Genomic DNA, 21,650 nt, shown 5'->3' with positions numbered 1-21,650 from the left:
TGCATTGGAGTTGGGAACAGATCTCCTCCGGAACCGCCATACCCTGACAACGAGCCCGCCCATGTAAAGCAGCACCTTGATTCTTTACGGCTTCACAAGATCGCAAACGTGCTCGACGCTCTCCCGAAGTCGGCCCAGCCCGGAGCGAAAAAGGCCCTGCAGGAGATCTACAACGCTGAGGACCGCGACCACGCACTCCTGGCGGTCGCGGCGTTCGAGAAGGCCTACGGCGCGAAGTTCCCCAAAGCCGTCAAGAAGATCACCGAGATCGCATGCTGAAGCTCGGGTTGAGCCGCGCCAGTCCGGAGTTCGGCCCAACGGCCCAAGAGGGGACATGTAGCGCTCTGAGCCTCCTGGGCCCTCGTGAGGATGTGCGAACAGCCACGGTGAACGCGTCCTGCGGGCGGACATCGCCGTTGGCGTGGCGACTTTCTGCGTTGTGGTGCGCCGTGTGCGTGTGCTGGTGTCGACGTGCCGGGGCGGTGGTTGCGTCCTGGATGGGTGATGGCCACCGTGAACGGGTGATTCTCGTTCCGGGCTGGCTGTGGCAGCGGGGGACGGCGAGCCGGGCTGTGGGCGCCGGCCTCGCCGCCGGCGTTTTTTTCGGGGCTTTCGTTCTCGTCGAGGCGCAGTCATGGGCGGGCGCCGCGGTGGTCTTCGTGGTGCTGAGCCTGTTCTACGGAGTCCGAGTGGCGCGCCGGATGGACGGGATCTGGTCCGCGGCCAAGGACCTGAACCGCGTCGACCGCGCGGCCGTGGTACGCGCCACCCGGCGAGGCGAGGCCATCGACGATCCCCGGCTGGCGCCCTCGGTCGTCGAGTACGCCGGCGCCCTGCGCCGGACCGCCGAGGGGGACCGGCTGGGCCGCCGGGTGGCCCTGCTCGTCACCGCGCTCGCGGTCGCTCTCGCCGTGTATGACACGGTTATGAGCACGGCTGGCGAGACCGTCGCCTCGTGGCTGGTGGTCGTGCTCTTCCTGGCTGACCTGATGTGGTGGCCTCGCCGTCGAGCCGTCCTTCTGGCTCGAGCCGATCGTGCAGCGGCATCGGCCCGCCGCATGGCAGGCGCGGGCTGACCTGGGCGGCACACCTGTGCTCCAGCGGTCCGCCAGTCCGAGGGGCCACCCTTCGGCCGATGTCGCACGGGGCGCCGCTCGCCGCGAAAGGTGGCCACTCGCGGTTCCACCGGCCGGGAAGAGGCCCCGGCCGGGCCTGGTTCAGGAGACCGCAGACGTCAGGTACGTCAGGTAGACCCCTCCCTCGCAGTCGGGCATCTTCCGCAGCGTCCAGCGGCCCCGGACGGTCGTGGTGGAGAAGTTCGACTCGGCGTCGTCCTCCTCCACCTCACCGTCCTTCGGGGTGTATCCGGCCTCGGGGAGCCGCTTGTGCAGAAAGGCCAGGGTGGCGTCGAAGCCGCTCCGTACGACCGTGGCGACGATGAGCCGGCCGGCGGTGCGGTGCTCCACCGAGGTCACGACCGCGCCCTCGGGCACCGGCAGATCCGCCGGGAAGTCCTTGGGAAGCGGCAGTGAGGCAGCGGTGGGGCAGCCGCCGGGCGCGGAGGCGGCCGTGTACGGCGTCGCAGGCAAGGGCCCTGCGTTCCGGGGCGTGGGCGAGCATCCGGTGACGGCCGCCAGGCCGAGGACGGCGCCGAGCAGCACGGCAGCCGGGGCGAACGGCTTCACCTAGCGGCCTCCCGTGGACTTCTTGTGCTTGCCGGCGACCACGGCGTCGTACGCGCCGTACAGCGTGTTGCCGGAGGACTGGCGGGCGGTGGAAGCCAGTGCGTCGTAGTTCTGCGTGCCGCCGGTGGCGCAGGTGCCGGTGCAGCCGTCGGCGTAGGCAGCGAGCACGCGGCCCTGGGCGTCGAGGGTGACGTCGATGAAGTCCAGGAGGTTGCGGTCCTGGCCGCAGGTGGTGCCGCCCGTGCAGATGGACCCCTTCTGCACCGGGTCGGTGGGGGTGGCGTCGACGGTGACCCAGGACTGGCCGCCGTCGTAGGTGGTGGCCACGTACAGGTGCCAGACGCCCTTGAAGTTGGCCGTGTCCTGGTAGTTGCCCCCGGTGGTGGTGCCCAGGAAGGCGAAGGCGGCGCGGCTGTCGTCGCCCGCGGTCACGGCCGGGAAGACGATGTTCTTGATGCCGAGGGACGCGCCGACGTTCTGGTCGTACAGCCACGTCTTGCCCTTGTCGTGGCTGGCGGCGATCCGCGCGGTGCCGTCGCTGTTCTGGTAGCCCATGTACACAGTCCCGCCGGCGCCGATTCCGACGCTCGGGTCGGAGTCACCGGGAGTGCTGGACGGGTTCTTGCGGACGGTCCACGTGAGCCCGTTGTCCTCGGAGACGGCCACGGCCTGGTTGCCGCCGCAGCCCTTGTTGGGCACGTACACCGTGCCGTCCGGGGCGACCTTCACGTGCCCGTGCAGGCCGCCGCAGTCCAGCAGCGAGTACATCGGAACGGCCGGCCCGTACGTCAGGCCGCCGTCCCGGCTGACCGCGCAGGAGGCGTCGGCGATGTCCTGGGAGCAGTAGTACACGGCGTTGGGGTACGACGTGATGGCGCCCGGCCCGCCCGGGGCGAAGGTGCCGCCGCCGATGGTCTGGTGGTCGACGCCGGAGTTGATGCCCGAGCCGCCCGTCGGTGTCCACGTCTCGCCGTCGTCGTCGGTGTAGCAGGTCAGGGCCGTCTTGCCGGCGAGCTGCGATTCGAAGGTGCGGTGGGTGGCCGGGTCGGTGAACAGGATCGGGTCGAGGCTGGTGGTGCTGCCCTGGGGACAGCCGTTGGCCGCGTTGGCGCTCTTGTCCTGCCAGGTGGCGCCGCCCGCGCCGGCGTAGGTGACCTTCAGCGTCGAGGTGTAGGCCTGGAACATCGCGGCACCGGTTGCGCGGTCGACGCCGATCGAGGGTTCGCCGGCGTTGTGCGCGTCCTTGATGCTGTCGGGCGCCGAGGAGTTCGCGTACGTCGGCGGGGTCGCCGTACTCGGCGGCGGATCGGCCGGATCGGCGACCAGGCTCGCCGTGCCGGTGAAGCTGTCGCCGAGCGGGGCGTACGGCACCACGCGCACGGTGTACGACGCCGTCACCGCCGGAAGCAGCACGGTCTCCGGGTCGCTGGAAGACGCGGAGGCGGCCACCTCGCGGCCGTCCGCGTCGAGGACGTACAGGTCGAAGTCGGCGGCGGAGTCCGGCCACTTGACGTCGACGCGCAGGCTGTGACCGGTGTCGTAGCCCACGGGCACCGACACCTTCAGGGCGTAGTCGTCGCAGGGTTGCGCATTCCCGCAGCTCACCGTCCCGGTAGTGCCGGAGACGTTCGGGACGGCGAAGGGACCGGCGCTCCACGTGGTCGTGGGCGCAGTGTCGCTGACCGATCCGGAGGGCGGCGTGGCGGCGTCGGCCGGCACACTCGGCAGGGTTCCGGCGATGAGTGCCAGCAACCCGACGGCGAGACGCCCCTGCGACCGCGGGTGGCGGTGAAGACGGAGTGTCGAAAGGAAAGCCACAGGTACCTCGTAGGTTCGCGAGTCGGACCAAGGGTGGTGGTGCGTAGCGGTACGGGTGGTGCCTTCGTCTGCTCTACGAGGAGGCGGGCGGCGTCCGTCGCGAGAAACCGAACTCTTTTCGAACCGGACCGGACCGTGCGCGAGCGCCCACTCGAAACCCGCCCGGTGTGCACGCGGCCCGCGACCAGTGGCGCGCGGAGGTCGCCGAGTGCCCGGTGCGCGATCAGCGGGACCCTCCGGCCCAGCCCGGCGGTCGACGCGCTCTGTCCTGCTCCCCGCCGGCAGGGGGCTCGGCCGGCTCGGCACGGTCCTCGTCGTCGTACCGGCGCTCTGGTGCCACCGGTGCCTGCTCACGCCCGCAGGGCACGCTGTCGCGTGGCTGGCGCGCGGGGTCGGCGCCGGGCTCGCCCGGGTGCACGCGTGCGTGCTGCGCCCCATCGGCCAAGCGGTCGCCTGGCTGCTGACGGGCATCGGCGCGGTCCTGGCCGCCATGGGCATCGGCGTGTACACGGCCGTGGCCCGACTGGCCCGGTGTCTGCTCGTCCTCCCCGCGCACTGGCTGTACGACCGGGTCCTCGCGCCCGTCGGACGTGCCGTCGCCCGGTGCGGACGAGGGCTGGGGTGGCTGCTGGGCGTGTTCGGCACCGGCGTCGCGATGGCCCTGTACTGGGCCCTCCGCGTCCTCATCGTCCTGCCCGCCCTCGCGCTGTGGCGCCGGGTTCTCGCGCCGGTCGGCCGGTTCCTCGCCGTCGTGACGCGCGAGGTGGGCGATGCCCTCGGGCACGCCTGGCGGATCGCCGGCCGGATCTCGCGGGCTGTCGGCCGCGTGCTCGGGACCCTCTTCCGGTGGATCTTCGTGGAGCCCCTGCGCTGGGTGTACCGGACCGTCCTCACCCCGGTCGGCCACCTCGTCCGGGGCGCGGTCCTGCGTCCCGCGGCCGAGGGCGCGCGCGTGGTGGGCCGGGCCGTCCGCGAGGCCCTCACGAGCGCCCGCGACACCGTACGGCAGGCCCGCGCCGACTTCCGGCGGATCCTGTTCGGCGAGCCCCGGCAGCCGGCCGCAGTGGACCGGCGGGAACCTCAGGGGCCCGCGACACGTACTCTTGGTAGCAGTACGACCGCACTCACGAAGGACTAGGACACTGGGCAAGCGACAGCCCGAAGGCCCGCCGCCCGCACCCGCGGTGCAGCGCATCCGACTGCGCTACACCAAGCGCGGCCGCCTGAGGTTCACCAGCCACCGAGACTTCCAGCGCGCCTTCGAGCGTGCGCTGCGCCGCGCCGCGGTGCCCATGGCGTACTCGGCCGGATTCACGCCGCACCCGAAGGTGTCGTACGCCAATGCCGCACCCACCGGCACGGGCAGTGAGGCGGAGTACCTGGAGATCGCGCTCACCGCCGCGCGCGAGCCGGAGACCCTGCGCGTCCTCCTCGACGAGTCGCTGCCCCCCGGGCTCGACGTGATCGAGGCGGTCGAGGCGCGGACCCCGGGCCTCGCCGACCGGCTGACGGCCTCCGTCTGGGAGCTGCGGCTGGACGGCGTCGACCCGGCCGACGCCGAGCGCGCGGTCGACGCGTTCAACCGGGCCGGCACCGTCGAGGTCCAGCGGATGACCAAGAACGGCGTCCGCACCTTCGACACCCGCCCGGCCGTGGTGAGCCTGGAAACGCACGGTTCACCGGCTGATAGGCCTAGCGACCAGCCCTGTGCGATACTGCGGCTGGTTGTTCGGCACGTGACGCCTGCCGTACGACCCGACGACGTCCTGTCCGGTCTCCGCGCCGTGGCCGACCTGGCGCCGCCGGTCCCCGCAGCGGTGACCAGGCTGGCGCAGGGGCTGTTCGATGAAGAGACCGGCACGGTGACCGACCCGCTCGCGCCCGACCGCGAGGCAGCCGAGGCCCTGACGGCCGCACCGGCCGCCGCCGCGACGGCGCCGACGCCGGAAGGTCCCGCGTAGGGACGGACGTCGTAGCGCCGCCCTCGTACTCGGGAGCCACCTGGGTCGGGCAGCGCACCGACCAGAAGACTTTCGCCAGGCCGTACCGACAAGGCGTACGGAACCGGCGAGACAGGACACAGAGTGCTCCCGTGCGGCGCCCGCGCCCCGGACGGCGGCCTTCGCGTACGACGCGGGCCGCGGACGTCAACGGCGGACGGTCCATCGAGACCGACGCCGGACCAGGCGCGGCGCCCGGGAGCCTGACGGGAGAAACGCCCGCATGCTCGAACCGACCGAACCCAACCAGGGTTCTGAACTGAACACTCCGAGCGACACCCTGCCGCCGCGCAGGAGTCGCCGTGCCGCCTCGCGCCCGGCCGGACCGCCGGCCGCGGCGGAGGCTCCCGCCGAGGTGACCGTGCCGGCCATACCGGCCGCCGAGTCCGACGAGGTCGCCGAGGTCCTTGCGGCCGCTGAGGCTCAGGCAACTGAAGAAGCAGCAGAGGCGATTGAGGCCGAAGAGGCCGCTGTGCTGGGCGCTGAGGCGCAGGCGGAAGCGGTCGAGGCCGCCCCGGCACCCGCTGCCGAGGAGGCCGAGCCCGCCGCGCGTCCGCGCCGCCGTGCCGCGCGTCGCGCCTCCGCGCCTGCCGGGGCGCCGGTGTCCGCCGAAGCCGTCGAGACCGTCGTTCCGGCCGCATCCGCCGCTGAGACCGAGAAGCCCGTCGCCGAGGGCGGCGAGGTCGTCTCCGGCGAAGAGGCCGCGCCCCGCCGCGTCCGCCGCCGCGCCACGCGCAGCGTCTCCGCGCCGGCCGCGGTTGTCTCGGGTGCCGATGAGGCCTCTGTGACGGAGGAGGCCGCAGAGGCCCCGCTCGCTGCGGAAACCGCCGCCCCCGCTGCCGCTGCCGCTGCCGCTGCCGCTGCCGCTGCCGCTGCCGCGGAAGAGGCCGAGCCCGCCGCGCGTCCGCGCCGCCGCACCACGCGCCGTGCGTCCGCGCCCACCGGCGCCCCGGCGGCCGCCGAGGCCGTCGAGGCCGTGGTTCCGGCCGCCGCCGCGTCCGACGCCGACCAGGCTCGGGAAGAGACGGCGGTCGTCGAGGCGCCCGCTGCCGAGGAGGCCGGTCGTCCGCGTCGCCGGGTCGCCCGCCGTGCGTCCGCGCCCGCCGGGTCCCCGGCCTCCGCCGAGGCCGCCGAGACCGTCGTCCCGGCCACCGCCGCGCCGGGTAGGGCCGCTGCCGCCGAGGCCGACGGCCTCGCTGAGCAGCCCGCCGTCCAGGCGCCCGCCGCCGCGGAGGAGGCCCCCGCCGCGCGTCCGCGCCGCCGTGCGACCCGTCGCGCGTCCGCGCCCGCCGGTGCGCCGAAGGCGGCCGAGTCCGCTGCCGCCGAGGCTCCCGCTGCCGAAACCCCCATCACCGAGGCTGCCGCTGCCACCGAGGTGAGCGGTGTCGCCGAGGAGGCCGCCGCTGCCGGTCGTCCGCGTCGCCGGGTCGCCCGCCGCGCGTCCGCGCCCGCCGGTGCGCCGAAGGCCGCCGAGGAGGCTCCCGCCGCCGAAGCCGTCCCCGCCCGGGCCGTCCGGGAAGCGGAGGAGACCGCGGAAGCCGTCCAGGTGCCGGTCGCCGAGGAGGCCGCCCAGCGCCGCACCCGTCGCCGGTCCACCCGCCGGGCGTCCGCGCCCGCCACCGACACCGCCGAGTCCGCGGAGGCCACGGCCGACGAGACCGCCGCCGGTGCCCAGACCCCGGAGGTCCCCGTCACCACGCACACCACCGAGCCCGCCACCGCCGCCCAGGCGGCGCAGGCCCCCGCGTCGCACGCCCCCACCGAGGAGGCCCCCGCCGAGGCGGCCGGCCCGCGCCGTTCCCGGCGCCGGGTCGTGCGCCCCGTGTTCGGGTTCTCCGAGCCCGCGCAGCCCGCCGAGGCGGAGACCCGCGAGCCCGAGCCCGAGCCCGAGCCCGAGGCCGCGCGCCGACCCGCGCGCCCGGCCGTCGCCGTCTTCCAGGCGCCGGTGTTCACCGAGCCGAGGTTCCAGACCCCGGAGCGCGCCGCCGCCCAGGCAGCTGCCGAGGCCGCCGAGGCGGAGGAGCCCGAGGAGTACCCGGAGGAGCGCGCCGAGACCGGCACGCGCCGCCGCCGTCGCCGCCGGGGCGCCGCCGAGGAGACCCCGGCCCTCGAGGCCGCCGCCGAGGAAGAGCCGGAGGAGCCCGCCGAGGCCGTCGCCGAAGCCGAGGAGGCCGAGGAGGAGGCCGAGGAGACGGAGGGCGCCGAGGGCTTCGAGGAGTCCGGTGCGCGCCGCCGTCGCCGTCGTGGCGGTCGGCGTCGCCGTCGCGGTGAGACCGCCGAGGGCGAGGGCGCGGAGGCGGAGGCCGAGGAACTGGCCGCCGAGCAGGCCGCGCAGGACGCCGAGGACACCGCCGAGCAGGAGGAGGAGGACGCCGAGGAGGCCCACGACGAGGCCGGTGTCTCCAGCTCCAGCAGCCGTCGCCGCCGGCGCCGTCGTCGGCGCGCCGGGGACACCAGCGTCGACACCGAGCCCGGCGAGGGCGACCCGGAGCGTACGGTCGTCAAGGTCCGCGAGCCCCGCAAGCCCGCCGAGCCGTCGGACGAGGTGCAGTCCATCAAGGGCTCGACCCGTCTGGAGGCCAAGAAGCAGCGCCGCCGGGAAGGCCGTGAGCAGGGGCGCCGCCGTGTCCCGATCATCACCGAGGCCGAGTTCCTGGCCCGCCGCGAGGCCGTCGAGCGCGTGATGGTCGTGCGTCAGCACGGCGAGCGCACGCAGATCGGCGTCCTGGAGGACGGCGTGCTCGTCGAGCACTACGTCAACAAGGAGCAGGCGACCTCGTACGTCGGCAATGTCTACCTCGGCAAGGTCCAGAACGTGCTGCCGTCGATGGAGGCCGCCTTCATCGACATCGGCAAGGGACGGAACGCCGTCCTGTACGCCGGTGAGGTCAACTTCGAGGCGCTGGGCATGGCCAACGGCCCGCGCCGCATCGAGTCCGCCCTGAAGTCCGGGCAGTCGGTCCTCGTCCAGGTGACGAAGGACCCGATCGGGCACAAGGGCGCGCGTCTGACGAGCCAGGTGTCCCTGCCCGGCCGCTACCTCGTGTACGTCCCCGAGGGCTCGATGACCGGGATCAGCCGCAAGCTGCCCGACACCGAGCGGGCCCGGCTGAAGACCATCCTCAAGAAGATCGTCCCCGAGGACGCGGGCGTCATCGTGCGCACAGCCGCCGAGGGCGCGAGCGAGGACGAGCTGAGCCGGGACGTCGAGCGGCTGCAGGCGCAGTGGGAGGACATCCAGAAGAAGTCGAAGAACGGCAACGCCCCGACGCTGCTGTACGGCGAGCCGGACATGACCGTCCGGGTCGTGCGCGACATCTTCAACGAGGACTTCTCCAAGGTCATCGTCAGCGGTGACGACGCCTGGGACACGGTCCACGGGTACGTCTCGCACGTCGCCCCGGATCTGGCGGGCCGGCTGTCGAAGTGGACCTCCGAGGTCGACGTCTTCGCCACCTACCGGATCGACGAGCAGCTCGCCAAGGCCCTGGACCGCAAGGTCTGGCTGCCCAGCGGCGGTTCGCTGGTGATCGACAAGACCGAGGCGATGGTCGTCATCGACGTCAACACCGGCAAGTTCACCGGCCAGGGCGGCAACCTGGAGGAGACGGTCACCAGGAACAACCTGGAGGCGGCCGAGGAGATCGTGCGCCAGCTGCGGCTGCGCGACCTCGGCGGCATCGTCGTCATCGACTTCATCGACATGGTCCTGGAGTCCAACCGCGACCTGGTGCTGCGCCGTCTGCTGGAGTGCCTGGGCCGCGACCGGACCAAGCACCAGGTGGCCGAGGTGACCTCGCTGGGCCTGGTGCAGATGACCCGCAAGCGGGTCGGCCAGGGTCTGCTGGAGTCCTTCTCCGAGACCTGCGTCCACTGCAACGGCCGCGGTGTCATCGTGCACATGGAGCAGCCGAGCGTCGCCGCCGGCGGTGGCGGCAAGCGCAAGAAGCGCGGGCGTGGCGGTGAGGTGCACGAGCACGTGCACGAGACCGCCGCCGTGGCCGTGGAGACCGGCGAGGCCGTCGAGCCCGAGGTGGAGACCGCCGCCGAGGTGGCCGCCGAGGTCGCCGAGCCGGTCACCCTGCCGGCTCCCGACTTCGCGCCGGACGAGGAGCTGTACAGCAGCGTCGCCGAGGCGGAGGCGGCGGCCACCCGTGGCCGTACGCGGCGCCGGGCGAGCCGCCGGGCCTCGGCTCCGGCGGGCGCGCCGAAGGCGGAGGCGCCTCGCCAGAAGGCCCGGAGGACCGAGACCGCCGAGGCGCCGACCGCGCAGGAGGTCACCGTCCAGGAGGCGGCGGCGCGCCCGGTGCGTCCGGAGCCGGCCGCCGAGGCCCTGGCCCAGCCCGCGGCCGTCGAGGACCAGATGGTCGCGGCGCCGCAGGCCGAGGCGGCCGAGGAGGCCGCGCCCAAGGGCCGTACGCGCCGTCGTGCGACCCGGAAGGTGTCGGCGCCGGCCGGTTCCCCCGCGGGATCCGAGGCGGCGGTGGTGACCGTGCCCGAGGCCGAGGAGCCGGTGGCACAGCCCGCGGCCGAGGAGGCCCCGGTCCCGGTCGCCGTCGAGGAGGCGCCCGCCGAGGCCGCCGCCCCGGCCCGCCCGCGCCGTCGTGCCGTGCGCAAGGTCGGCGCGCCGACCGCGTCCGAGGAGGCGGCCGTCGTGGTCGTCCCGTCGGCCGCGGCGGAGGAGGCGCCGGCCGGCGATGTCACGACCGAGGAGGTGGCCGAGGCGACCGCTCCGGCCAAGAAGGCGGCTCGCAAGACCGCCAAGAAGGCCACGGCGAAGAAGGCCGCCGCCAAGAAGACCGCGGTGAAGAAGACCGCGGCCAAGAAGACGGCAGCCAAGAAGACCACGGCCAAGAAGACCACGGCCAAGAAGGCGGCCAAGACGCCCGCCGCGAAGTCGGCGGCGAAGAAGACCACCACGGTCGTGGCCGCTTCGGACGCCTCCGACGAGGGCTGACGCCCGGGGTGTGGGGCCGGTCCGGGTGACCGGCCCCACACCCACCGGGGCCCGGTTTGACCCTCCAGGTCATGGCCCCGTAACCTTGACCGTCGGCGTGTCCACTGAACATGCCACATCCCCGTAAACCTCTTCCTCCCGGGCACAGGGTTGGCCGGGAGAGGTCGTCCGTGGTGTTTCTGGGCGGCTGGCCTGCGGGGGTGCCGTTTCTTCGAGCGAAAGAGAGATCCGCGTGTACGCCATCGTGCGCAGCGGTGGTCGCCAGCACAAGGTTGCTGTCGGCGACATCGTTGAGGTTGACAAGATTTCCACCGCCAAGGTTGGCGACACGGTCGAGCTCTCGACCCTGCTCGTTGTCGACGGCGACGCTGTGACCAGCGACCCGTGGGTGCTGGCCGGCATCAAGGTCCAGGCCGAGGTCGTGGACCACCACAAGGGCCAGAAGATCGACATTCTGCGCTACAAGAACAAGACCGGCTACCGCCGTCGGCAGGGCCACCGCCAGCAGTACACGGCGATCAAGGTCACGTCGATCCCCACGGCTGCGAAGTAAGGGACTGAGGAGACATGGCACACAAGAAGGGCGCATCGTCCACCCGGAACGGTCGCGACTCCAACGCCCAGCGGCTCGGCGTGAAGCGCTTCGGCGGTCAGGTCGTGAACGCTGGTGAGATCCTGGTCCGTCAGCGCGGCACCCACTTCCACCCCGGCGCCGGTGTCGGCCGTGGCGGCGACGACACGCTGTTCGCCCTGCAGGCCGGTGCGGTGGAGTTCGGTACTCACCGTGGCCGCAAGGTCGTGAACATCGTTCCGGTCGCCTGAATCGTCTGATTCGGCGCCGAACGCTTTCGCGAGGCGGACCTCACTTCCCGGTCGGGAAGGCGGGTCCGCCTTTCGCGTGTTGACCACTGTGTCGACGACGAGACATACCCGTACTTTCTGGAGGCACTGAACCATGACCACCTTCGTGGACCGCGTCGAACTGCATGTCGCCGCGGGTAACGGAGGTCACGGCTGTGCCTCCGTCCACCGCGAGAAGTTCAAGCCGCTCGGCGGCCCGGACGGCGGCAACGGCGGCCGTGGCGGTGACGTCATCCTCACCGTCGACCAGTCGGTGACGACACTTCTCGACTACCACCACTCCCCGCACCGCAAGGCCACCAACGGCAAGCCCGGCGAGGGCGGCAACCGCTCCGGCAAGGACGGCCAGGACCTCGTCCTGCCGGTGCCGGACGGCACGGTCGTGCTGGACAAGGCCGGCAATGTGCTCGCCGACCTGGTCGGCCACGGCACCTCGTACATCGCCGCGCAGGGCGGCCGTGGCGGCCTCGGCAACGCGGCGCTGGCCTCCGCCCGCCGCAAGGCGCCCGGTTTCGCGCTGCTCGGCGAGCCCGGGGACCTGCACGACATCGTCCTGGAGCTGAAGACCGTCGCCGACGTGGCGCTGGTCGGCTACCCGAGCGCCGGCAAGTCCTCGCTGATCTCCGTGCTCAGCGCGGCCAAGCCGAAGATCGCCGACTATCCCTTCACGACACTGGTGCCGAACCTCGGTGTCGTGACGGCCGGTTCGACCGTCTACACCATCGCCGACGTGCCGGGTCTGATCCCGGGCGCCAGCCAGGGCAAGGGCCTGGGCCTGGAGTTCCTGCGGCACGTGGAGCGGTGCAGCGTGCTGGTGCACGTGCTGGACACCGCGACCCTGGAGTCCGAGCGCGACCCGGTCTCCGACCTCGACGTCATCGAGGAGGAGCTGCGCCAGTACGGCGGCCTGGACAACCGTCCCCGGCTCGTGGTCCTGAACAAGGTCGACGTGCCGGACGGCAAGGACCTCGCCGAGATGGTCCGCCCCGACCTGGAGGCGCGCGGCTACCGCGTCTTCGAGGTGTCGGCGGTCGCCCACATCGGGCTGCGCGAGCTGTCGTTCGCGCTCGGTGAGCTGGTCGGCAAGGCACGCGCGGCCAAGCCGAAGGAGGAGGCGACCCGGATCGTCATCCGGCCCAAGGCCGTGGACGACGCCGGTTTCACCGTCACCCACGAGGAGGTCGGCGGCGAGCCGCTGTTCCGGGTGCGCGGCGAGAAGCCCGAGCGCTGGGTCCGTCAGACCGACTTCAACAACGACGAGGCCGTCGGCTATCTCGCCGACCGGCTGGGCCGCCTCGGCGTGGAAGAGGAGCTGATGAAGGCGGGCGCCCGGGCCGGCGACGCCGTCGCCATCGGTCCCGAGGAGAACGCGGTCGTCTTCGACTGGGAGCCGACGGTCATGGCCGGCGCGGAGATGCTGGGCCGCCGCGGCGAGGACCACCGCTTCGACGCGCCGAGGCCCGCGGCACAGCGCCGCCGGGACAAGCAGGCGGAGCGGGACGAGGCGCTGCGCGAGTACGACGAGTTCGACCCCTTCGAGTAAGGCTCGGACCGGCGCCGGGGCAACCCCGTTCCGCTCCGGTGAGTCGAACCGTGGGGGGGGGGGGGGGGGGGGGGGGGGCCCCCCCCCCCCGGCCCCGGCCCCCCGCCCCCCCCCGCCCCGGGGGGGCCGGGGGGGCCGGGCCCGGGCGCCCCCCGGGAGTCCCGCGCGACGCCGCCGGGGGGGCCGCCGGGGCGGGGGGGCGCCCGCCCCCGCCGCGGGGGGGGGGGGGGGGGCGCGCGCCGCCCCCCCCCCCCCCCCCCCCCCCCCCCCCCCCACTTCTCTGTCACCATGACTCCCGGAGCCGAGGTGTCCCGGTCGTCCCGGTCCCGTTCCGCCGCCGGTGCACGCTCGCGATCGCACCGGTGTCGCCCTGGCCGCCGCCCGCACCCGAGCCCGGGACTCATCCCGGTCCCAGGCTCCTCTCAGCCCCGCCTCAGGCAAGGCTCTTACCGTCCCCTGACCATGGAGACGGCCTGTACGACGACCCCCGCACCCCTGCCCCCGGGCACCCGCCTGCTGCACATCGGCCCGCACAAGACCGGGACCACCGCCATCCAGGGCGCCCTCTTCGCAGCCAGGGAGCGCATGCCGGAACACGGCGTCGCGTTCCCCGCGCACACCCGGCATCCCATGGAAGCCGCCCTCGCCGCCTGCGCCCGGCCGGCGATGATGGGCGACACCGTGCCCACCGACCGGCACTGGCGGCGGCTGCTGCACCAGGTGGCGGCCACCGGCGGGCTCACCTCGGTGATCAGCAGCGAGTTCTTCGCCGACGCCGAGGGCGACGGAACGATCGCCCGGATCGTGGAGCAGCTCGGCGGCGACCGCGTGCATGTGCTGGTCACGCTGCGTCCCCTGGTGAGGATCATGCCCTCGCAGTGGCAGCAGTACGTGCAGAACGGGCTGCGCATGGGCTGTGCGGACTGGCTGGAGCACATGCTGCGCAGGCCGCCGTACGAGAAGCCCAATCCGAGCTTCTGGCACCGGCACCGGCACGAGCGGCTGGTCGAGCGCTGGGCGCGGGCGGTCGGCCCGGGGCGGGTGACCGTGGTCGTGGTGGACGACCGTGACCGCGGTGGTCTGCTGCGCACCTTCGAGGCGCTGCTCGGGCTGCCGGAGAATCTCCTGCGGCCCGTTCCCGACGCCACTAATCGTTCTCTTACCCTCGCAGAGACCGAAATGCTGCGGAATCTTAATGTCGAATTCCGCGGCAATGGACTGCCGGCCGAGCTCTATTCCCGGCTTGTCCGGGGCGGCGCCGTGCTCCATATGAAGAACGCGTGCCCTCCCGAGCCCGGGGGAGTGAAGATCGTGACGCCGCGCTGGGCGGTCGAGCTGGCGGCCGGGATCGGCGCCGAGTCGGCCGAGCGGATCGCCGCGCTGGGGGCGCGGGTCCTCGGCGATCCGGCCCTGCTGTCCGCCGTTCCCGAACAGCCGCAGTCCGGGCAGGTCGAGCCCCGGATCGCCCCGGAGGTCGCGGCCGGCGCGCTGTACGGGGCGCTCGCCGCGGCGGCCGGGCAGGCCTCCGTCCGGACCGTGCGGCAGACGCCGTCGAGGGAACTCGTGCGGGTCCTCGGGCACCGCTGTCCGAAGCGGCTCGGGCGGCGCTGAACCGCGCCCATGACCCGTGACGGACCTGTGGACTTACTCACAGGAAATTCACGGGTGTTCGCCAGGTTCCGGACCCAATCACCGGGGTGCAAGGTGAATGACAGGTTGCGCTCACATATGCATGGGATGTCGCTCGCCTTGCACTGCGCTTACCTAAAGTGGGAGCATTTCACGGTTCCCTGACGCCCCAAGGTAGGTCACCTGTGTCCCAGCACATAGCCAAGCCCCGAACCACCGCAGTGATCCTGGCCGGTGGCACCGGCCAGCGGGTGGGTCTGTCGATCCCCAAGCAGCTGCTGAAGATCGCCGGCAAGGCAGTCATCGAGCACACCATGACCACCTTCGAGAAGGCGGACTCGATCGACGACGTCATCGTGCTGATGGCGCCGGGCTATGTCCCGGACGTCGAGAAGATCGTGGCCAAGGCCGGCTTCACCAAGGTGAAGAAGATCATCGAGGGCGGCTCGACGCGGAACGAGACCACCGAGCGCGCCATCTCCGCGCTGCGCGAGGGCCTGGCCGAGGGCGAGGACCTCAACGTCCTGTTCCACGACGCCGTACGCCCCCTGCTCTCGCGGCGCGTCATCGACGACTGCGTGGCCGCGCTGGAGCGTTACCAGGCCGTGGACGTTGCCATCCCGTCCGCGGACACCATCATCGTCACGCGAACGCACGGCGAGGACGGCGAGTTCATCACCGAGATCCCGGACCGCTCCCGGCTGCGCCGCGGCCAGACCCCGCAGGCCTTCAAGCTGTCCACGATCCGCCGCGCCTACGAGGTCGCCGCCGGCGACCCCAACTTCCAGGCCACGGACGACTGTTCCGTCGTGCTCAAGTACCTGCCGGACGTGCCGATCCACGTCGTCGCGGGTGACGAGTACAACATGAAGGTGACCCAGCCGGTCGACGTCTTCATCGCCGACAAGCTGTTCCAGCTCGCCTCCACCGCCGCACCCGAGCAGGTCGGCGAGGACGCCTACCGCGACCTGCTCACCGGCAGGACGCTCGTCATCTTCGGCGGCTCCTACGGCATCGGCAAGGACATCGCCGAACTCGCCGAGTCCTACGGCGCGAACGTCTACGCGCTGGGCCGCTCCACCACCGGCACCCACGTGGAGAACCCGGAGGAGGTCGACGACGCGCTGTCCAAGGCATACGCGGAGACCGGCCGGATCGACTACGTCGTCAACACCGCGGGCGTGCTGCGCATCGGCAGGCTCGCCGAGACCGACAACGCCACCATCGAGGAGGCGCTGAAGGTCAACTACCTGGCCCCGGTGCAGATCGCCCGGTCCAGCTACAAGTACCTCGCCGAGACCAACGGCCAGTTGCTGCTGTACACCTCCAGCAGCTACACCCGCGGCCGCGCCGAGTACTCCCTGTACTCCTCCACCAAGGCCGCCATGGTGAACCTCACCCAGGCGCTGTCCGACGAGTGGGCCGGCGACGGCATCCGCGTCAACTGCATCAACCCCGAGCGCACCGCCACCCCGATGCGCACCAAGGCCTTCGGCCAGGAGCCCGCGGGCTCGCTGCTCTCCTCCGAGGCCGTGGCCCGCACCTCTCTCGACGTGCTCCTGTCGGAGCTGACCGGCCATGTCATCGACGTCCGTCAGCAGGACCCGACGGCGGGTGCCGCCATGGCCTCCGGTTTCGAGCAGGCGCTGGCCACTGTTCTGGACCGCCAGGACGGCATGTAACAATTCGTCAAGAGCTTTTAGGAATTTCAGACCTCTGCCGTCGCTCATTAACCGGACGTTAGTAGAGGCCTGAATCCGTACATCTCTCACCATTTCCCGCGAACCGGCACTCTCCCTCCCAGAGCAGGTTTCTCCGTGATATCCACCGCTATTCGCGTCGCCCGGGTGGGCAGCGCGGCCGAGCTGACCGCGGCGGCCCTCATGATCCTGGGCTTCCCGGCGCTCATGCTGGCCGCGCTCGCCCCGAGCGTTCCCGCCTTCGCGGCCCTGGCCGCCGTGACGTACCTGGCGGATCACTATCTGCACCGCAAGGGCAGCTATCTGATCAGCCGCCTCAGCAAGATCCGGGCGGGTCTGTCGATCCGCTTCCTGATCCGGCAGCTGCTGCTGATCCTGCTGCTGGCCCGCCTGTCGCACGCGGACGACCTGATCTTCTACGGCGCCGTCGCCTGCTTCATCGCCTTCTACGGCCTCCAGGCCCCGCACGGCGCGCTGGTCACCCTCATCCGCAACCGCCGCCGGATGCCGGTCGCCACCCGCAACATCGACCTGAAGTCGCGCATCCGCATCCCGGACGCCCCGCCGCGCCGGCTGCTGCACCGCAGCGCGGAGAAGATGCTCCACCTGGACCTGTTCGCGATGATCGGCATCCTGGTCTCGGCCGGGCAGGACTCACCCGCCGCGCCGGGCTTCGCCGGCGTCGGTCTCACCGTCGGCCTCGGCGTCCTGTACGTCCTCGTGCTCGTGCCGTACATGCGCGGCCGGAAGATCCCGCCGAAGGCCGAGACCGTCCTCGCCGCCGTCGACGACTGGCTGGCCGGCTACAAGCCGGAGACGGTCCTGTACTTCTCCGGCTCCAAGGACTCCGCGTACCAGGTCAACATGTGGCTGGAGACGATGGAGCAGCTCGACACCCGGCCGCTGATCATCCTCCGTGAGCGGGCCATCCTGAGCAACCTCGCGCCGACCACGGTCCCCGTCATCTGCGTGCCCGGAGGGGTGCACCTGATGAACCTGGACCTGTCGACCGTGCGCGTGGCCCTGTACGCCGCGAACGTCGGCAAGAACATCCACCTGCTGCGCGTGCCCACCATGAAGCACGTCTTCATCGGCCACGGCGACAGCGACAAGCTCGCCAGCGTCAACCCGTACAGCAAGGTCTACGACGAGGTGTGGACCGCCGGCCGGGCCGGCCGCGACCGTTACGCCATCGCCGACGTCGGTGTCCGCGACGACGACATCGTGGAGGTCGGCCGTCCGCAGCTCGCGCCCATCGAGAGCCGGCAGGGCGGGCCCGACGGCCCCCGCGGTGGAGCCGCTGACGGACACTGCCCGACGGTTCTCTACGCCCCGACCTGGGAGGGCTGGGACGGCAACCCCGGCAACACCTCGATCGTGCTCGCCGGCGAGACCATCGTGAAGAAGCTGGTGACGGCGAACCCGCCGGTCCGCGTCCTGTACAAGCCGCACCCGTTCACCGGCACCGTCAGCAAGAAGGCCGCCGCCGCGCACCGGCGGATCACCGCCCTGGTCGAGAAGGCCGCCGCCGAGCGCGCCGCCGACTCCCGCTTCGCAGCCGACGGCAAGGCGCTCGCCCAGGCCAAGGCCGAGCTGACCCGGATCGAGGCCCGGCTCGCCGAACTGGTCGCGGCCGGCGACGACAAGGGCGACGAGGCCGAGGCCACCCGGGACGGCGTCGTCGACGTGGCGAAGCACGCGGAGATCGCCCGGCTGCGCGCCGAGTGGAACACCGCCTACTGGCGCTCCTTCCCGTCGTACGAGCACCGCGTCATCACCGGCGCCGAGCCGCGTCTGTACGACTGCTTCAACGTCTCCGACGCGATGGTCTCCGACATCTCCTCCGTGGTCTCCGACTTCATCGCGAGCGGCAAGCCGTACGCGGTCACCGACTCCGCGGCGCTCGGTCACGAGGAGTTCAAGCGGCAGAACACGGCGGTGCGCGCCGCGGTGATCCTGTCCAACGACGCGGGCGAGCTGGGCGCGCTGCTGGACGCCGTGCGCGATCCGTCGGCCGACCCGCTGACGGAGGCCCGCAAGGAGCTCAAGCGCTATCTGCTGGGCCCGGACGAGCCGAAGTCCATCGAACAGTTCAACACCGCGGTGGCCGACCTGGCCCGCAAGGCCGAGGCCCGCAACGTCGGCCAGCACTCCCGGCTGGGCGCCGCGAGCGCGGACCCCGCCGGGGCCGCCGGGCTGACCAACGCGGTGCCCAGCCAGCGGACCGCGTCGGCCGCCGACCAGGACGGTGTGAACGCCGGCTGACACACCCACTGCCCAGGAGGGCCGGCCCCGGGAGAGATCCCGGGGCCGGCCCCTCGCCGTTGTCCGGAAGCCATTGTTCAGATTTTCTTATGGGCGCTCTTACCCCGGCCCCCGACCGACGGTGAGCAACTCTTACCGACCCTACGTACTGTCGGGTGGACACCCGAGCCCGGCGTGACGTGCGTCACCGATTTCTCGATGCGGGGCAACCGCTCCCATGAGAAGACTGTCTGACAGGTTGCCATTGTGGCGATACGGGGAAAATTCTCTTTTGGTAAGTAAGGGGAAAGTGTGACCGTCGTGACGCAGCCTGATGTGAGCGTGATCATCGGGGCGTACGAAGCGATGCCTTACCTGGTCGAGTGCCTGGCGTCCGTCGAGGCTCAGACCATGGACCCGGCACGCTTCGAGGTCATCGCGGTCGACGACGGCTCGACGGACGGCACCGGGGAGTGTCTGGAGGAGTTCGCCGCCCGCGCCCCCATGCGCGTCACCGTCATCCGCCAGAAGAACTCCGGTGGCCCCAGCGGCCCGCGCAACGTCGGCCTCGGCAGGGCGGCCGGCCGGTTCGTGTTCTTCCTCGACGCCGACGACCGGCTCGGCCCCGAGGGCCTTGAGCGCATGGTCGCCATGGCCGACGAGAACGGCACGGACGTGGTGCTCGGCAAGGTCGAGGGCATCAACCGCATTCCGCCGAAGACCATGTGGGGCAAGACCCTCGGCCGTACCGACGTCTTCTCCTCCAACATCAAGTTCACGCTGAGCGCGCAGAAGCTGTTCCGTCGCGAGCTGCTCGACAGGCACGGCATGCGGTTCGACGAGTCGCTGTTCACCGGCGAGGACGCCCTGTTCACCATGGAGGCGTACCTGCGCGCGGAAGGCGTCTCGGTCCTCGCCGACTACCCCTGCTACTACCTGGTCGGCCGCGACGACGGCAAGCACGTCACCAAGAGCGGCAGCTACACCCTGCGCTTCGACTCCGCGCGGTCCCTGATGACGCTGATCGCCGACATGGTCCCGGCCGGCGACAAGCGGGACCTGCTCATGGTCCGGCCCTTCCTCATCACCCTGCTGCCGCAGTTCGGGCCGAAGTTCCTCAAGGACGGCGAGACGGTCCGCCGGCACAAGTTCGAGCTGGCCAAGCCGCTGATGGACGCCTACTGGACGCCCGGAGTGGCCCGGCGGCTGAAGGTGCACGAGCGGCTGCGGCTGCACCTGGTCGCCTTGCAGCGACCCGATCTGCTGCTTGACGTCGTGGAGTTCGTCAAGGCGAAGAAGCAGCCCGGCGCGATCCTGGAGAAGCGCGGCACCCGCGTCTACCTCGCCTACCCGCACTTCCGCTCGGAGACGGCCGCTGTCCCGGACGACATCTACCTCGCCGCACCCCGCGAGGCCCGCGCCGTCCACGGCTACCGCGAGGCCGCCGCCAACTCCTTCCTGCGCCGGGCGCTGCGCAAGGTACGGCGGACGCTGTCGGCGAAGAAGTTCAATCCGGCGGCGGCCTGACCGGGCGAGATCGCGGCGTGGCCGGGGTTGTGTGGCCCGGTTCGCTCGTCACTGACGGCGGATTGCGGGTGGAAGTCCGCTTGCCCGGTTGCGCGACCGGGCCGGCTCCTCGCGCGACTTCGCGTGGTCTTCGGCCAGTTCGCCGACCTGGGTGTGCAGCCGGCCGAACCGGCTGCCGAGCGAGGCGAGGTCCGTGTCGTTCCACGGCCGGCACGGTCGCGGGCGTCTCCGCCAGCAGCGCCGCGATGTCGCGTGGATGCGCGAGCCGAAGGATCTTCGACTTACGTCTGGACGAGTTTTAATTTCCATACACGACCAGTGCAGCCTTTTTGCCGTACGCAAACCGTGAAGGAACGGCTACGGACCGCGTGTCCGGAGGCTGGACCGGTGGGCGAGGGGCGATCCGCTTCGCGTAGATTGCCGCTCAGGCAGCCGGAACAGCGCGCGGGCCAAAGAGGGGAACAGAGGGCAAGGTGGCAAGGGCAAGGCAGGCCGTGGGCGAGGCCCGCAGGATCGTCGTCAAGGTGGGCTCCTCGTCGCTGACCACCGCCGCCGGCGGTCTGGACGCCGACCGCGTCGACGCGCTGGTCGACGTGCTGGCCAAGAGCCGCAGCGGGGGAGAGCGGGAGGTCGTCCTCGTCTCCTCCGGTGCCATCGCCGCCGGCCTCGCCCCGCTCGGTCTGCGCCGCCGCCCCAAGGACCTCGCCCGGCAGCAGGCCGCCGCCAGCGTCGGTCAGGGCCTGCTCGTCGCCCGGTACACCGCCTCCTTCGCCCGCTATGGCGTCCGCGTCGGCCAAGTCCTGCTCACCTCCGACGACATGAGCCGCCGCGCCCACCACCGCAACGCCTCCCGCACCCTCGACAAGCTCCTCGCGATGGGCGCCCTCCCGATCGTCAACGAGAACGACACGGTCGCCACCGACGAGATCCGCTTCGGCGACAACGACCGCCTCGCCGCCCTCGTCGCCCACCTCGTCCACGCCGACCTGCTCGTGCTCCTCTCCGACGTCGACGGCGTCTACGACGGCGACCCCAGCAAGCCCGGCACCTCGCGGATAGCGGAGGTGAAGGGGCCGGAGGACCTCGCGGGCGTCGAGATCGGCAGCGCGGGCAAGGCCGGCGTGGGCACCGGCGGGATGGTCACCAAGGTCGAGGCCGCCCGGATCGCGGCCGCGGCCGGCATCCCCGTGGTCCTCACCAGCGCCGTGCACGCTGCGGACGCCTTGAGCGGCGGCGACACCGGCACCTACTTCCACCCCACCGGAAAGCGCTCCGCCGACCGGCTTCTGTGGCTCCAGCACGCCTCCACCCCGCAAGGGGCGCTGATCCTGGACGACGGGGCGGTGGACGCCGTCGTGAAGCGGCGCACATCGCTGCTGCCCGCCGGAATCGCCGCTGTGGAGGGCGAGTTCAGCGCCGGTGACCCCGTCGAACTGCGCGACACCACGGGGCGCGCGGTGGCCCGTGGACTCGTCAACTTCGACGCCAAGGAGATCCCCCGGCTGATCGGGCGCTCGACCCGTGAACTGGCCCGGGAACTCGGCCCGGCGTACGAACGCGAGGTCGTACACAGGGACGACCTGGTGCTCTTGCACGCGTAAAACGGGACGTAACGGCAGCCCCCGGTGGGGGACGTTCCGTAAAACCGCCCCGCGGTGCCGTAGGGCCTGCTCAACTTTGTCTCAG

General features: G+C 71.9%; 14 protein-coding genes and 1 pseudogene. 13 read left to right on the top strand and 2 right to left on the bottom strand.

Features of this window, described 5'->3' with window-relative positions; all coding sequences use genetic code 11:
- Positions 1-93: 93 nt before the first annotated feature.
- Both ACFYOH_RS07995 and ACFYOH_RS07990 read left to right on the top strand, forming a co-directional pair.
- Positions 94-267, top strand: a pseudogene (locus ACFYOH_RS07995) (transposase); the annotation flags it as partial.
- Between the two features lie 254 nt (positions 268-521).
- The gene (locus tag ACFYOH_RS07990; protein ID WP_388622300.1) at positions 522-1,076 is read left to right on the top strand and encodes a hypothetical protein; all 555 of its coding nucleotides are present in this window, start codon (positions 522-524) and stop codon (positions 1,074-1,076) included.
- Between the two features lie 141 nt (positions 1,077-1,217).
- Here ACFYOH_RS07990 and ACFYOH_RS07985 read toward each other — a convergent pair whose 3' ends face one another.
- Together ACFYOH_RS07985 and ACFYOH_RS07980 are read right to left on the bottom strand one after the other, a co-directional pair.
- Positions 1,218-1,685 (bottom strand): hypothetical protein, encoded by a 468-nt coding sequence (locus ACFYOH_RS07985; RefSeq protein WP_388622298.1) that lies wholly within the window; start codon positions 1,683-1,685, stop codon positions 1,218-1,220.
- A complete protein-coding gene (locus ACFYOH_RS07980; protein ID WP_388622296.1) occupies positions 1,686-3,404 on the bottom strand; it encodes a sialidase family protein in 1,719 nt (572 codons plus the stop codon).
- Between the two features lie 307 nt (positions 3,405-3,711).
- Between ACFYOH_RS07980 and ACFYOH_RS07975 the strand changes: the two genes are divergently transcribed.
- The 11 genes from ACFYOH_RS07975 to proB all read left to right on the top strand — a co-directional run bounded on the left by ACFYOH_RS07975 (position 3,712) and on the right by proB (position 21,565).
- Complete coding sequence (locus ACFYOH_RS07975; RefSeq protein WP_388622294.1) at positions 3,712-4,641, top strand: hypothetical protein; 930 nt, start codon at positions 3,712-3,714, stop codon at positions 4,639-4,641.
- A gap of 46 nt (positions 4,642-4,687) precedes the next feature.
- Positions 4,688-5,464, top strand: a complete 777-nt coding sequence (locus tag ACFYOH_RS07970; RefSeq protein ID WP_388622292.1) for a TIGR03936 family radical SAM-associated protein — start codon at positions 4,688-4,690, stop codon at positions 5,462-5,464.
- Between the two features lie 262 nt (positions 5,465-5,726).
- Entirely contained in the window at positions 5,727-10,460 is a 4,734-nt protein-coding gene (locus ACFYOH_RS07965) for a ribonuclease E/G (protein WP_388622290.1), read from the top strand.
- Positions 10,461-10,692: 232 nt separating this feature from the next.
- Positions 10,693-11,013, top strand: a complete 321-nt coding sequence (gene rplU / locus ACFYOH_RS07960) for a 50S ribosomal protein L21 (RefSeq protein ID WP_009188585.1) — start codon at positions 10,693-10,695, stop codon at positions 11,011-11,013.
- 14 nt (positions 11,014-11,027) lie between these two features.
- Entirely contained in the window at positions 11,028-11,282 is a 255-nt protein-coding gene (gene rpmA, locus ACFYOH_RS07955; protein WP_023550764.1) for a 50S ribosomal protein L27, read from the top strand.
- 133 nt (positions 11,283-11,415) lie between these two features.
- On the top strand, positions 11,416-12,864 hold the full coding sequence (gene obgE / locus ACFYOH_RS07950; RefSeq protein ID WP_388622287.1) for a GTPase ObgE: 1,449 nt from the start codon (positions 11,416-11,418) through the stop codon (positions 12,862-12,864).
- 462 nt (positions 12,865-13,326) lie between these two features.
- Complete coding sequence (locus ACFYOH_RS07945) at positions 13,327-14,475, top strand: hypothetical protein (protein ID WP_388622285.1); 1,149 nt, start codon at positions 13,327-13,329, stop codon at positions 14,473-14,475.
- Positions 14,476-14,678: 203 nt separating this feature from the next.
- Positions 14,679-16,175 (top strand): D-ribitol-5-phosphate cytidylyltransferase, encoded by a 1,497-nt coding sequence (locus tag ACFYOH_RS07940; RefSeq protein WP_388622283.1) that lies wholly within the window; start codon positions 14,679-14,681, stop codon positions 16,173-16,175.
- A 165-nt stretch (positions 16,176-16,340) separates the two neighbouring features.
- Entirely contained in the window at positions 16,341-18,458 is a 2,118-nt protein-coding gene (locus tag ACFYOH_RS07935; RefSeq protein WP_388622351.1) for a hypothetical protein, read from the top strand.
- A gap of 291 nt (positions 18,459-18,749) precedes the next feature.
- Positions 18,750-19,964, top strand: a complete 1,215-nt coding sequence (locus tag ACFYOH_RS07930) for a glycosyltransferase family 2 protein (protein WP_388622281.1) — start codon at positions 18,750-18,752, stop codon at positions 19,962-19,964.
- 494 nt (positions 19,965-20,458) lie between these two features.
- Positions 20,459-21,565, top strand: a complete 1,107-nt coding sequence (gene proB, locus ACFYOH_RS07925; protein WP_388622349.1) for a glutamate 5-kinase — start codon at positions 20,459-20,461, stop codon at positions 21,563-21,565.
- The last annotated feature ends 85 nt before the right edge of the window (positions 21,566-21,650 follow it).

This window comes from Streptomyces sp. NPDC007856 (assembly GCF_042868225.1).
Lineage (GTDB): Bacteria > Actinomycetota > Actinomycetes > Streptomycetales > Streptomycetaceae > Streptomyces.
Note: the sequence above shows the minus strand (reverse complement) of the source record. Positions and strands in the feature narration are given on the sequence as shown.

What these genes read in the sequence shown, in the direction of transcription:
- ACFYOH_RS07965 (WP_388622290.1), top strand. Translation starts at nt 5,727, where the DNA reads ATGCTCGAACCGACCGAACCCAACCAGGGTTCTGAACTGAACACTCCG.
- rpmA (WP_023550764.1), top strand. Translation starts at nt 11,028, where the DNA reads ATGGCACACAAGAAGGGCGCATCGTCCACCCGGAACGGTCGCGACTCC.
- obgE (WP_388622287.1), top strand. Translation starts at nt 11,416, where the DNA reads ATGACCACCTTCGTGGACCGCGTCGAACTGCATGTCGCCGCGGGTAAC.
- ACFYOH_RS07945 (WP_388622285.1), top strand. Translation starts at nt 13,327, where the DNA reads ATGGAGACGGCCTGTACGACGACCCCCGCACCCCTGCCCCCGGGCACC.